The following is a 13,065-nucleotide window of genomic DNA, read 5'->3' as shown; positions in this document are numbered from 1 at the left end:
TGCTATTGATTCCGATCGCACGACCGACCGCAGAGGAGAACGGACTTCATGCCCGAGGAGCCGGCCGAGCTGCCCACGATCACCGATATCGTGGCCGGATGGGAACTGCCGGCCGAGGCCCGGCGCGCCACGCGGATCCGGGCCGCGCTGCTGCTGGCGATCCGAGAGCGCCGGCGGCAGAGTCCGGACCAGCCCGATGAACCCGATCTGGTCGCCGATATGGCGGTCGGTCCGCTGGTGTCGGCATTGGCGGAACTCGAGGTGGAACTCGCCGAGGCGCACCGCCGAATCGCCCGCCTGGAACGTGAATTGTCATAAAGCTGTGTGCTCCACTGGACATGAGCGCGTCCTGGTCGTAATCTTCTCGTGACTTAGTGGAGTCAGTCGCTAGTAGCTAGATCGGAGATGCAGCTCGGTGGGTAAACACAGCTTGCAGCGCGAAGCCACATTGCCGAATTCCGTCAAGGGTGCCCTGGTGATGGGCGCGGTCGCCGCCACGACCGGCGCGATGCCCGCGGTTCCCGCCATGGCCGCCACCTTCAACATCCCCGGTTTCGGTGACGTCGACGTCGATCTGCCACCCGAGTTCGAGGAACCGGCCCAGCAGTTCGCCGACTCCCTCCAGGGCATGGTGCCCGCCGCTCCGGCCGCCCCGGCGCCCGCCGCACCGTTCGAGAACCCCTTCGAGCAGCAGACGGCCGGCGATATCGCGCTCGACCACGCCAAGTCCAAGGTCGGCGCGCAGTACGTCTGGGGCGCCACCGGTCCGTACAGCTTCGACTGCTCCGGTCTGGTCCAGTGGGCCTTCGCGCAGGCCGGTGTCGAGCTGCCGCGCACCAGTTTCGAGCAGTCGCACGTCGGCGCCCCGGTGGCGTTCGACAACCTGCGGCCCGGCGATATCGTGATCACCAACGGCGGCGGCCACGTCGGCATCTATGCCGGTGACGGGCAGCTGCTCAATGCCGTCCAGTCGGGCACCCCGGTGTCCTACACCCACCTCAGCCCCGACGACGTCGTCACCGCCCGGCGTATTCTCTGACGGGTGTCCCCCGGACCCCAACGTTCCACCACCCAGGCCCGGGTCGATTCGTGGACCTGGGCGGTGCGCCTGTTCAAAACCCGATCCGCCGCCGCCGCGGCCTGCCGCGGCGGTCATGTGCGGGTCAACGGTGTGGCCGCCAAACCAGCCCAGCCGGTGCGGCCCGGTGACGAGGTGCGCGTCCGGCAGGGCGGTATCGAGCGGATCGTGGTCGTCGAACGCATCATTCACAAACGGGTGGGTCCACCGGTCGCGGCCCAGTGCCTGATCGACCGCAGCCCGCCACCGCCGCCGCGCGAAGTTCTCGCTGCTCAGCCCCGTCGCGACCGTGGCTCCGGCCGCCCGACGAAACGGGAGCGCCGGGAGACCGACCGGCTGATGGGCCGGGACCGCTAGGCCCCGAACAGGCGATTCCGGTCCGGTGGTGGGCACTCCCGGCATCGCCTACCGTGACCTGTATGGCCGACCCGCACCCTGCTTTCGCCGCCGAACGAACTCCGACACTCCCCACCGTTCTGCAGTGTTGTGCGGCGCTCGCAGTGACCCCGGCCCGGCTGCTGCGGCCCCGGCAGCCGGATACCGCTCTGCTCGACCGGCTCACCTCGGTGTCGCCACCCGAGGCCCGGGAGCAGGTCACGGTCACCGTGCTGCAGCAGGCCGGAATGTCGGCGCCGAAGACGATCGTCGCCGAGGGGGTGCGCAGTCTGGGCGAACTCCCGCTCACCATGTCCGCATTCCTGGTCGAACATCCGCAGGGCCGGTTCCTGATCGATCCCGCCATGTGCACCGGGGTGCACGGCCGGGTGCTGCCGGAGTTACCCTTTCCGGTCCCGCTGCTGGTGTCGCCGGACCGGCCGGTGCTCGGCCTCTCCGATGCCCTGTCCGCCCGGGACCTCAGCGGTGCCGATATCGACTTCGTGTTGCCGACCCACCTGCACTGGGACCATGTCTCCGGCCTCTACGAGCTGCCCGGCTGGGTGCCGATCCGGTTGCCGAGTGTCGAATACGACTGGGCGATGGGCGGTTCGCATGCGCCGATCGGGGTGGCCCGCGGGCCGCTCCGGGGCCGGACCTTCGACCTGTACGAACTGGACGGCCCGCCGGTGCTGACCTTCGAGCGCAGCCACGATGTGTTCGGCGACGGTTCGGTGTTGCTGGTGGACCTGGCCGGGCACACCCCGGGCAGCGTCGGGGTGCTGCTGCACGTCGGTGGGGACCGGCGGGTGTTGTTCGCCGGCGATGCGGTGTGGCGCGGACTGCAGATCGAGCTGATCCGGGAGAAGGCCCCGATGCCCGGCCGGCTCTTCGACGCCGACCGGGACGAGGCCTTCGCCGTCATCCACCGGCTGCATGCCCTGCCCCCGGAGATCGAGGTGATCGCGGCACACGACCACGCCGCGGTCACTGCCTTGGCGCGCAGTGCTTGACGGACCGCGCCGGGTCAGTCCGGCGCCGCGACGAATGCGTCCCAGTGCGGTGCGATGAGCTCGGCCAGCACGGTGTAGCCACCCGCGCCGGGGTGCGCGCCGTCGCCGACCGCGACATCGGCCATCCACACCGCATCTTCCTGCAGGGCCGTCACCACCGGCACATAGGGGACGTTCGCGCCCTCGCAGGCATGCGCGAACTGTTTGTCGAGCAGGGTGATCCGGGCGGTATGCGCCTCGTCGGCGACCGGCGGCGGCCCGACGACCAGGGTGGGTAGTCCGGCTGCGGCGAACTCACCCAGCAGATCGGTCAGTGTCCGCACCGAGCTCTCGGCCGATTGCCGGGGGTTGCCGTTCTCGGCATGGGTGTCGTTGGTGCCGCAGGACAGCACCACCCGGCCTTCGGTGCCGGGGATCAGCCGGGGTGCGCATTCCGCGCGCCAGCGGCTACGGACCTGTGCCGAGGTGTCGCCCCGGACCCCCAGGTTGTACCAGGTCAGCGGGTTGTCGGCGGCAAAGCTGCGCGCCGCCAGACGCCCCGTCCAGCCCAATCCGAACGGATCGCCGACGCCGGCGACGAACGAGTCACCCAGGAAACAGACACGAAGATCACGACTCACCCTTCCGATCCTCGCATCGCCGGACCGCTCGGCATACCCGTTTGCCGTCAAGGGGCGCCGTCCCGGGCGACGGCGAGCGACAGGCGCCGTCGCATTTGCCGCGGTGCTCACTCGATCCGGTCCCGGCGGGCAGCGGTCGAACGGCACCACGTGCCCGCCCCGGATGGTCCGGGGGCAACGGACCGGCGTTACCCCCTACGATGCGAGGGTCCATCCGGGAGGGAGTGATCGAGGGTGACAGACGTGCATCCGGGGGTACCGCAATGGTTTGCGGAGCTATTCGCCAATCGACATTGGGTGCATCGCACGGAGCCGTTTCCGCATGTCCATGCCCGCGGTGTATTCGCGGCACAGTTCCGGCAGGGGCTCGCCGATCATCTGGCCGGAGTGACCGCCGGGCAGCCGTTCGCGCCGGACCGGCCGACCCGGATCCCGCTGCGTGAGCTGCAGGACGGGCCGCTGGCTTTGTTCAGCGCCCCGGAATGGGCGCGCCTGCTGCGCGGATTCGCCGGTCGGTCCGGTGGCGAACTCGACGGTGTCCTGGAATACCGGCCACCGGGGGCCCGACCCGAGGACCCGGTATCGGTCCCCGACCGGGCGGTGACCGCGACCTACTTCATGACCGGTGATTCCGGGTCCGGTGCGGTGACACTCGACGCCGGCGCCGACGGGGCGGCGGCCCGGATTCCCGCCCGGAACGATTCGGTCCTGCTCTGGCGGCGGGCGCCGGGGGTCCGGCAGGGCGATACGGGTACCGACGGGAGCGGTCGCACAGCCGTGATCACCTGGCTGACCGCGGGAGTGCAACGATGAGCGGCGAGCGCCGGGTATGCCTGCTGACCGGAGCCGGCGGGGTGTTCGGTGACGCCTTCTGCCGGCGGCTCTACACCGACTACGACATCGTTGCCGTCTGCCGGGAACGGCTGCCCGCCGCACCGTCACAGCTGGAGTGGTTCGTCGATCCGCTGGCGCCGGAGCGGGAGCTGCCGGAGAACGCCGCCCGAATCTTCGTCGTCCGCGCCGATCTGACCGAACCCGACGCCTGCGCCCGGGTGGTGGAGTTGGCGCTGGCCCGGTACGGCGGGGTGGACCTGCTGGTGAACGCGGCGTCCTACCGCGAGGGCGCCACCAGCACCTTGGCCGGCAGCGCCGAGGCCGGGCCGCGGTTCGATCTCGAAGTCGCGGTACCACAGCGGATGTCGGCCGAGCTGATCCGGCAGAGCTGGCGGTTCGCCGGCGCGCAGAACCTCGCTCGGAACCGCGGAATCGTGCACGTTTCCAGCCGGGTGGCGGCCGGACCGCCGGTATCCGGAACCCCACCCCTGTATGCGGCCGCGAAGGCGGCGCTGAACCAGCTCACCCGCTATCAGGCCGCCGAATTCGCGGAGTTCGGGGTCCGCGTCAATGCCGTTGCCCCGGACGAACGGCTGCTCGTGACCGACCCCGATGCCGTCTCGCAGGCGATCGTCGAACTGGACACCGGCTCCCGGACCGCCGGGGTGTACACCGTCCGAGAACGGACCGCCGCCCGCTGACCACCACCGACGCCGCCTCACCGGCGGTCCGGTTACGAGTGTGTATCGTGCGCCTCATGCGAGTCGACGGGCGGGACATTCCGGTCACCGGACGCCTGCTGCAGCCGATGCACCGCCGGACCAGCGACATCATCCGGGTCGTCGCTGCGACGGCTGGGGTCGGTGTGGTGATCACCGGGTCGCTGGTCACCCGCCCGAAGTGGCTGGCGCTGGAAGATTCGGTGTCCGGGATCGTCGGCTTCCTCAATCCGGACCAGTCGAACCTCGTGTATCTGGTCTACGGGATGGCCATCCTGGCCCTACCGTTCGCGATCCTGCTCGAGCTGGTCATCGGCCGGCAGTGGAAGCTGCTGGCCGGTTATGCGGCGGCCGGGCTGCTGGCCGTGCTGGCCCTGTCGATCACCCCGACCGGGTTGTCGACGCCGCAGTGGCATCTGCAGGTACCCGACCAGATCGACACCTTCCTGTCCCAGTTCCTCGACGATCCGCGCTGGATCGCGATGCTCGCCGCAATGCTGACGGTCTCCAGTCCGTGGCTCCCGACCCGGCCGCGCCGGTGGATGTGGTTTCTGCTGCTGGCCTTCGCCCCGATCCATCTGGTGGTCAGTCTGGTGGTGCCGGCGCGGGCGATGTTCGGCCTGGCCGTCGGCTGGCTGGTGGGTGCGGTGATCGTGCTGGTGGTCGGCACACCGGCACTCGAGGTTCCGCTGCGCGGGGCGGTGCGGGTCCTCGCCGGGCGTGGTTACCGGGTCGACAGCTTCACTGTGGTGCGACCGGCCGGCCGGGGCCCGCTGGTGCTCGCCACCGCGGTCGGCCGGTCCGACGAGGCCGATCCGGGCCACGACGAGGCTCGCACCGGTTCGTTCGGCACCGGCACCGAATCCGAACTCATCGTCGAGATGTACGGCAAGAACCAGCGTAGTTTCGGTGCGCTGCGGCAGCTGTGGCGCTGGATCACCTTCCGCTCCAGTGAGACCATGCCATTGCACGGTTCGATGCAGCGGGCGGTCGAACACCGCGCCCTGATGGGCATTGCGATCGGGGAGCTGGGCATGGCCGATTCCCGGCAGGTCGCCTTGGCCGCCCTGGACCGCGGCTGGACGCTCTACGCACACACCGTGGCCCGCGGCACCGCGCTCGCGGAACTGTCTGCTGAGGTTCTGCCCGGGGTGTGGAAATCACTCGGCCTGCTGCACGACAACCAGATCACGCACGGCGACCTGGAACCCGGCCAGATCCGCGTCGACAAGGGCAGCACGGTCTTCGGTGGATTCTCCGCCGCCGAATTCGGCTCCGCACAGGTACAACGGCAGTCCGATATCGCCCAGCTGCTGGTCACCACGACCTCGCTGTTCGGCAAGACACCGGCGGTGCGGGCCGCCATCGATACCCTCGGCGAACCGGCCGTGGTCACAGCGGCCGGCCGGCTCACCAAATCGGCCATGCCCAGCGCGATCCGGAAGGCGGTGCCGGACTGGGGCGAGGTGGTCTCGGTGGCCCGGGACGAGGTGCGCGAGCAGACCGGACAGGACCGGATCGAGGCCGAACAGATCACCCGGTTCAGCCGCAACCAGATCCTGCAACTGGTGCTGCTGGTGGCCCTGGTGTACGTGGCCTACCCGTTCATCAGCCAGGTCCCGACCTTCTACAGCCAGCTGAGTTCGGCCAACTGGTGGTGGGCGCTGCTCGGGCTGGGTATCTCGGGGCTCACCTATGTCGGGGCGGCGGCCGCGCTGTGGGCCTGCGCCGACGGCCTGGTGCGGATGAAGGACCTGTTGCTGATGCAGGTGGCGAACACCTTCGCCGCCACCTCCACCCCCGCCGGTGTCGGCGGTCTGGCGCTGAGCGTGCGGTTCCTGCAGAAGGCCGGGCTGGGTGCGGTCCGGGCGACCGCGGCGGTCACCCTGCAGCAGAGTTCGCAGGTGGTCACACACATCTCGCTGCTGATCATGTTCAGCATCGTCGCCGGTACCTCCACCAATATCTCCCACATCGTCCCCGATGCCACGGTGATCTACTTGGCCGCCGGGGTGGCGCTGGGCGTCGGCGGCGCCTTCACCTTCGTACCGAAGCTGCGTCGCTGGGTGAACACTTCCCTGCGGCCCCAGTTGCGCGAGGTGCTCGGTGAACTGGCGGGCCTGGTCCGCGACCCGAAGCGATTCACCGTGATCGTGGGCGGTTGTGCGGCGATCACCGTCGGCCAGGCCCTGGCCCTGTGGGCGAGTGTGGAGGCCTTCGGCGGCGGCACCAACTTCGTGACGGTCACCATCGTCACGATGATCGGTGGCACCCTGGCCGCGGCGGCACCCACACCAGGCGGTGTCGGTGCGGTCGAGGCCGCATTGATCGGCGGCCTGGCGGCGTTCGGGCTACCTGCGCAGGTGGCCGTCCCGGCGGTGCTGCTCTACCGGGTGCTGACCTGCTGGATCCCGGTCTTCCTGGGCTGGCCGATCATGCGGTGGCTGACCCGGAAGAACATGATCTGACCAGGCGCGACGCCCGGTGTGGAGTGAGATAGTTCGCTCACCTCCGGCGGTGCATACGCAGTGCGGATTCAATAAGCTGTCCGGGACTCACCTTCTAGGTCGAAAGGGCGATATTCATGGGATCCCGGACGGTGGTCGCCGATGTCGCCGACGAGCTGGCTCGCCGGGTGGCCACCGGTGAGTATCCGCCGGGCAGCCTGATGCCCTCGGTGCGGCAGGTCGCCGACGAATTCGGGATGAACCGGGCGACCGCGCAGCTGACGCTGGGCAGGCTGGAGTCCTACGGCTTCGTCGAGGCCCGCCGCGGGAAGGGTTTCACCATCCGCGATGTCCGGCGGGACGGCGGCCTGGACACCTATCGGCACCTGTTCCGGTTCGCCATCGGCGATCTCGACACCGCCGTCACCATGTTCGGTGATCTGGTGGAGACCGAGCGTGGCATCGTGCTGGAGGCGCTGCTCGCCTACACCGCCGGTGCGCCGCTGATCGACCCGGCCGAACTGGCCGAGGCAGTCGACGAACTCGAGCGGCTGGCGCGCTGCGATGTGGTCGATCATGCCCGGCTGCTCACCCTGGAACTGGACCTGCTGCGCCGGTTGCTGGGCGAGCTGGGGATGCATATGCACCGGGCGGTGCTGAACTCGATCGGCGAAATGATCCTGGAGATCCCCGAAGCCGTCACCGCCTACTTCGCGGCCGCACCGGACCTACACATCCTGGTCTGGCGTGCGTTGGTGGCGGTCTGGGAAACCGGCAGCCCGCCGTCGGAACCACAGCTGGCGCTGTTCGAGGACCTGCTCGGGATGTATCACGAAAAGGTGGTGGCCCGGTTCGCCGAGCTGCTCGGGTATCGGGAACCGGCGGAGCACCGGGCCGCAACCGCGTAGTTCCTGCCGTGACCCGGACCTGGGAGCGGGCTGCGGCAAATGCCGCCGACGGTACCGAGGTTCGGCAGCCGGTTCCCGAGGCTCGCGGGCACCATCGGCACTCCGAGGTGCGGTTACCGGCCGGTCTCGCGGTCGCTACCACCGGACAGGGGTGGTTTGGGACAGTGCCGCTGGTCCAGCGCCGGGATGCCGACGAGCCGGGCCGCACGCAGCGTGGCAGGGTGCGGCCCGGGTGGCCGCTCAACTGTTGAGTTTCTCCAGCCGATCGCATGCGGCGACGTACTCGCGGACCAGGCGTTCGATCACCTCGGCGCTGCGTTCCACCCGGTTCATCATGCCGACCACCTGGCCGACCGGGTTGAAGTTCACGTCCTTGGCGGCTTCCGGGTACCGGTGGCCGCGTTTGACGCCGTCCAGGGCGACCATCATCTGCAACGGCATCGGCAGCGGGTCCGGGGTGTCGGTGGCGCCCCAGGCGTCGGTCCAGTCGTTGCGCAGCATCCGGCACGGTTTACCGGTCCAGGCCCGCGAGCGGACGGTGTCGTTGCTGCTCGCGTCCAGGTAGGTCGACATCTGCGCGGGCGGCACATTGGCCTCCTCGACGGTCAGCCACAGCGAACCGGTCCAGGCGCCCGCCGCACCCATGGCCAGCGCCGAGGCGACCTGCGCGCCGTTGCCGACCCCACCGGCGGCCAGCATCGGCATATCGCCGATCGCCTCGACGACCTGCGGCCACAACACCAGCGAGGAGACCTCGCCGCAGTGGCCGCCGCCCTCGGTGCCCTGGCAGACGACGAAATCCAGGCCGGCCTTCTTGTGGTTGAGCGCATGGGGGACCGAACCGCACAGCGCGCCGATCACCCGGCCGGATTCCTGGATCCGGGAGACCACATCGGCCGGCGGGGTGCCGAGCGCATTGGCGACCAGTTTGGCCTTCGGATGCTGCAGGATCACCTCGATCTGCGGGGCGGCCGTGGTGGCGGTCCAGCCGAGCAGTTCGTTGTGGTGCTCGCCCTCGGGCAGTTGCGGTACCCCGTGGTCGGCGAGCAGCTTCTGCGCGAAGTCGCGGTGGGTCTGCGGGATCAGGCCGGCGAGCTTGGCCTCCAGCTCCTCCGGGGTCATATTGTCGATGTCCTGGCCTTCGTACTTCGCCGGGATCACCAGATCGACGCCGTAGATCCCGTTGACGTGTTCGTCCAGCCAGGCCAGTTCGACCTCGAGTTCCTCGGCGGTGAAGCCGACTGCTCCCAGGACACCCAGGCCACCCGCATTGCTCACCGCGGCGGCGACGTCGCGACAGTGGGTGAACGCGAAGATGGGGAACTCGATGCCCAGTTGCTCGCAGAATTCGGTACGCATCGGCCGCTGTCTCCTACCTGCCCTCGGTGGGGCACCGTTGACCGCGTGAGCAGCGCCGACCCGGGTGCAGGCCGGTGCCGCACGCAGGCTGCATCAGACTCTGCGCGAACTGTAACATGTTCTAATTCTGTGGCGGAAGGGGCGGATCCGCTCAGATCGCGGCCTCCTCCAGGGCGCTGAGCGAGTCCTCCAGGTGGTCGAGCAGCCGGTGCAGATCCGGCACGGTGCGGCGGCAGCCGACCAGGCCGAAGTCCAGGTTCGGGCCGTTGGAAGTGAGGGTGATGTTCACCGCCTGGCCGTCCAGCGGAATCGACAACGGATAGCCCGCATCGAGGCGGGACCCGTTCCAGTACTGCTGTTCCCTCGAGCCGGGCACGTTCGAGATGACGATATTGAACGGCGGTGCACTCACCGAGGCGAAACCGGGCAGCAGCATGGTGGCCAGCGGGCTGAGCATCAGCCCGGCCAGCGCCATCGACTGCATGCTGGTCAGTGAGCGGTACACCTCCTTGTTCTGCTGCGCCGATTCACTGACCACCCGCAGCCGCTGCAGTGGATCGGCGATATCGGTGCCCAGGTTGCACAGCAGCGCGGCGATCTTCACGCCCTGGGTGTCGGTGTCGTCCTCGGCGCGCAGCGACATCGGCACCAGCGCGATCATCGGCTTGTCCGGCAGCGCATTGCGCTCCAGCAGGTAGGCCCGCAGCGCACCGGCCGACATGGTGAGCACCACGTCGTTGACCGTGGTGCCGGTCGCCTTCTTCACCTGCCGGACCCGGTCCATCGGCCAGGAACGCACGGCGCAGCGCCGGGCGCCGCCGATCGGGACGTTGAACATCGTGCGGGGCGCCCCGAAGGGCAGAGTCAGCTGCTGTTGCACCAGGCCGGTGCGGGCGGCACGCAACAGGGCCGTTCCGGAGGGCCCGGCCGACCGGATGTTTCGCGTGAAACCGGACAATTTGCCGATTCCGGTGGTCGGTTCGCGGCGGGGCCGGCGAGGGAGGTTCCACGGCACGCGCGCCGGTTCGGCCGGGTCGGTGGTGAATGTCCGGCGCATCAGCCGCTGCGCCGAGACGCCGTCGATCAGGGCGTGATGCATCTTCGAATACATCGCGAACCGGCCGTCGGCCAGACCCTCCACCAGATGCAGCTCCCACAGCGGCCGATGCCGGTCGAGCAGGGCGCCGTGCAGGCCGGAGGCCAGATCGAGCAGCTGCCCGAGCCGTCCCGGCGTCGGCAGTGCGGACTGCCGGACGTGATAGTCCAGATCCACCCGGTCGTCGTGGGTCCAGGCCAGCTGGGGTGCGCCCAGCCAGGTCGCGGGCCGCTTGTCGAAGGTCGGATGGCAGCGGGTGTCGGCGACCAGCTGTTCCCGGACCGCGCTCAGATAGTCCGGACCCGCCCCCTCCGGTGGCTCGAACAGCTGTAGCGAACCCACATGCATCGGGTGTTCCCGGGATTCGGCGACCAGGAAGAGCGCGTCCAGTGGTGCGATGAACTCCATGACGAAATAGCCCCCTGACAGGAGTGGAACCTACTTTTGTCGGGCAAATGTCGATCGACCACACTGTCGGGCCGGCGCTGCGGCTCGGGCGGAAAGAAACCGCCCGCCGACTGCACCGCCTACAAATCTACCGTGCCCGGCCCACTTTTTGCAGGGCGATCGATTTCACGCCGAACCAGCAACCGCCCCTGGCGGAATCGTTCATCCGGGCCCGGTTCGCGAACCATTCGAGCCATCTCCCGCAGTCCGGCCGCGGCACAGATCTCGGTCAGGTGCGGAACCGGAATGCGGTAGGCCGGGGCCACCCGATGATCGAATACGTCGAGCTCGTCGCCGGTGAAGAAGCCGAGCAGGGCGATACCGCCCGGCTCCAGTACCCGGGCGAACTCGGCGGCGACCACCGGCAGTTGCTCCGGCGGCAGATGGATGAGCGAATACCAGGCGAGGATGCCCGCCAGCCCCGCATCCGGGTGGTCCAGTGCGGTCACCGTCCCGACGTCGAACGTCAGACCCGGTGAATCCCGGCGCGCCAGTTCCACCATTCGGGGCGCCAGGTCGAGGCCGCGGACCCGCAGGCCGAGGTCCGCCAGATATCTGGTCAGCTGTCCGGGGCCGCAGCCCGCGTCGAGAACCGGCCCGCCCGGGCGCATTTCTTCGGCGAATGCGGTCAGCAATCCCCGGTCCACCGGCGTCGCGATCGGACGCGCGGCGATGAATTCGGCGTATTCGGCGGCCCGGGCGTCGTAGGCCGCCTCGGCTGTCGACAAGCCTCCGCCTACCGCCGAGCCACCGGCCTCGGCACCATCGGCGAGGTCGAGGCGCTCACCGGGCACGAACCGGCCCGATGCACAGGCATCCAGTCCACGCTGCAGGTGCCGGGCGTTCGCAGGACTGCCCAGCAGGTATGTGGTTTCGTCCAGCGGTTCGTCCTCGTGTATGCCCGCGTTCACGCCGATTCCCGCACCAATTCCAGCTGGGCGGGCTGCTTCGGTACCTCGATGCCGAGTTCCGCGCGGGTCACCTCGACCAGGGACCGCTCCTGTTCGGCGGTGTGCAGCAGCGCCTTCTGCCACAGCTGGCGGATCTGCTCGATCTCCTCGGCCGTGGCTTCCGGGTCGATCTCCAGCTTCAGCCGCTGCACGGTGATGTTCTGCGCGGCGGTGAGGGTGCGCAGCAGATCATCGCATTTGGCCGGGATGCGCCGATGCGCCAGCACCCGCAGCCGGGTGATCACTGCGGCCGGGCGTTCCCCGAGCTTGCGGTGCAGCCGGGCGTCCACCGCGTCGACCTCCTCGGGGGTGACCACATCCCAGTCAGTGCACCCGGTGAGGTCTTGGCGTACCTCGGCCACCGATTCCAGCACGGTGGCAACGGAGGCGAGCACACTGTCCCGCCGCCAGGCGTCGTGTTCCCGGCGTTCCGCCGCGGCGGCGGCCAGCTCCATACTGCGCCGGGCGACTTCCTGGGCGGTCCGGCCGCGTTCCTCCGCCGCGCCGAGAGCCCGCCGATGGGTTCGGTCGTTGACCAGGACAGCGGCGAGGACGGCGGCCGCGACGATGAGCGCGCTGAGGAAGGGAAGCCACGGGGTCACCCGCCGATCATTGCATCGCAGGGTGGCCACGGCCTACTGTTCCGGCGCGTCATCGCCGTTCGGTGTTTCGGCGCGCCGGGCGCCCGCCGCCCCACCTGCCGCCGGACTCGTCCTACGTATCTGCATAGTAGGATCGCGAGGGTTCTGATCGGCAAGGGTTTTCGACCACGGAGGTTGCGGCGCATGACGGTGTCCGGGTGGTTGACCCGGCGGACATTCGTCGTCATCGCGGCGATCGGTGTGCTCGCCGTCGCCGCCCCACTGCTCAGCTGCCTCGCGGAAGGTGCGCATGCGCACCGGGTGGCCGCCGGGTCGGCCGACCCGGTCGTGCACTGCGTCGACCACTGCGTCGCCGACCGGCACGGACCGGCACAGCTGTCGGCGACGGCGCCGGCGACGCCCGAACCGCTACTGCTGCCGCCGGAAACCGCCATGGTCTTCGCCCTCCCGGTCTCGGCCGGGATCGCCCCGATCACCCGCCGTGGTCCGCCGGACGCCGGCCGCGCGCTGCTCACCAAACTCTGTATCGCCCGCTGCTGACCGGCCGGCGTCAGGCCGAAGTGCCCGCCACTTCGGCCGGAGCCCGCCATCACAGCTGCCGCCGGCCGCGCCGGCCG

Annotated in this window: 14 protein-coding genes; 9 read left to right on the top strand and 5 right to left on the bottom strand. The window is 69.4% G+C overall.

Features of this window, described 5'->3' with window-relative positions; all coding sequences use genetic code 11:
• The first annotated feature begins 48 nt into the window (after positions 1-48).
• From AC1HFH_RS00995 to AC1HFH_RS00980, 4 genes are all read left to right on the top strand, one after another.
• Positions 49-318, top strand: coding sequence for a hypothetical protein (locus AC1HFH_RS00995; protein ID WP_480245541.1), 270 nt, complete (start codon positions 49-51; stop codon positions 316-318).
• 160 nt (positions 319-478) lie between these two features.
• On the top strand, positions 479-1,039 hold the full coding sequence (locus AC1HFH_RS00990) for a C40 family peptidase (protein WP_480247997.1): 561 nt from the start codon (positions 479-481) through the stop codon (positions 1,037-1,039).
• A 3-nt stretch (positions 1,040-1,042) separates the two neighbouring features.
• The gene (locus tag AC1HFH_RS00985; RefSeq protein ID WP_480245540.1) at positions 1,043-1,435 is read left to right on the top strand and encodes an RNA-binding S4 domain-containing protein; all 393 of its coding nucleotides are present in this window, start codon (positions 1,043-1,045) and stop codon (positions 1,433-1,435) included.
• A 62-nt stretch (positions 1,436-1,497) separates the two neighbouring features.
• Positions 1,498-2,466, top strand: coding sequence for an MBL fold metallo-hydrolase (locus AC1HFH_RS00980; protein WP_480245539.1), 969 nt, complete (start codon positions 1,498-1,500; stop codon positions 2,464-2,466).
• A 14-nt stretch (positions 2,467-2,480) separates the two neighbouring features.
• Here the strand turns inward: AC1HFH_RS00980 and AC1HFH_RS00975 are convergent, their stop codons facing one another.
• Entirely contained in the window at positions 2,481-3,086 is a 606-nt protein-coding gene (locus AC1HFH_RS00975) for a GDSL-type esterase/lipase family protein (RefSeq protein WP_480245538.1), read from the bottom strand.
• A gap of 297 nt (positions 3,087-3,383) precedes the next feature.
• On the opposite strand from AC1HFH_RS00975, the gene AC1HFH_RS00970 reads away from it, so the two are divergent.
• From AC1HFH_RS00970 to AC1HFH_RS00955, 4 genes are all read left to right on the top strand, one after another.
• Entirely contained in the window at positions 3,384-3,899 is a 516-nt protein-coding gene (locus tag AC1HFH_RS00970) for a hypothetical protein (protein WP_480245537.1), read from the top strand.
• The gene (locus AC1HFH_RS00965) at positions 3,896-4,621 is read left to right on the top strand and encodes an SDR family NAD(P)-dependent oxidoreductase (RefSeq protein WP_480245536.1); all 726 of its coding nucleotides are present in this window, start codon (positions 3,896-3,898) and stop codon (positions 4,619-4,621) included. Before AC1HFH_RS00970 ends, AC1HFH_RS00965 begins: the two co-directional genes overlap by 4 nt.
• 56 nt (positions 4,622-4,677) lie before the next feature.
• Positions 4,678-7,107 (top strand): flippase-like domain-containing protein, encoded by a 2,430-nt coding sequence (locus AC1HFH_RS00960; RefSeq protein ID WP_480245535.1) that lies wholly within the window; start codon positions 4,678-4,680, stop codon positions 7,105-7,107.
• Between the two features lie 116 nt (positions 7,108-7,223).
• Entirely contained in the window at positions 7,224-7,994 is a 771-nt protein-coding gene (locus AC1HFH_RS00955; protein ID WP_480245534.1) for a GntR family transcriptional regulator, read from the top strand.
• Positions 7,995-8,234: 240 nt separating this feature from the next.
• Here the strand turns inward: AC1HFH_RS00955 and AC1HFH_RS00950 are convergent, their stop codons facing one another.
• From AC1HFH_RS00950 to AC1HFH_RS00935, 4 genes are all read right to left on the bottom strand, one after another.
• Positions 8,235-9,353 (bottom strand): NAD(P)H-dependent flavin oxidoreductase, encoded by a 1,119-nt coding sequence (locus AC1HFH_RS00950; protein ID WP_480245533.1) that lies wholly within the window; start codon positions 9,351-9,353, stop codon positions 8,235-8,237.
• A 151-nt stretch (positions 9,354-9,504) separates the two neighbouring features.
• A complete protein-coding gene (locus tag AC1HFH_RS00945) occupies positions 9,505-10,857 on the bottom strand; it encodes a WS/DGAT/MGAT family O-acyltransferase (RefSeq protein ID WP_480245532.1) in 1,353 nt (450 codons plus the stop codon).
• 119 nt (positions 10,858-10,976) lie between these two features.
• On the bottom strand, positions 10,977-11,807 hold the full coding sequence (locus tag AC1HFH_RS00940) for a methyltransferase domain-containing protein (RefSeq protein WP_480245531.1): 831 nt from the start codon (positions 11,805-11,807) through the stop codon (positions 10,977-10,979).
• Positions 11,804-12,448, bottom strand: coding sequence for a hypothetical protein (locus AC1HFH_RS00935; protein ID WP_480245530.1), 645 nt, complete (start codon positions 12,446-12,448; stop codon positions 11,804-11,806). The genes AC1HFH_RS00940 and AC1HFH_RS00935 overlap by 4 nt, the downstream gene beginning before the upstream one ends.
• 183 nt (positions 12,449-12,631) lie before the next feature.
• On the opposite strand from AC1HFH_RS00935, the gene AC1HFH_RS00930 reads away from it, so the two are divergent.
• Positions 12,632-12,988, top strand: a complete 357-nt coding sequence (locus AC1HFH_RS00930; RefSeq protein ID WP_480245529.1) for a hypothetical protein — start codon at positions 12,632-12,634, stop codon at positions 12,986-12,988.
• Positions 12,989-13,065: the final 77 nt, after the last annotated feature.

Source organism: Nocardia sp. KT25-26 (assembly GCF_056627695.1).
Note: the sequence above shows the minus strand (reverse complement) of the source record. Positions and strands in the feature narration are given on the sequence as shown.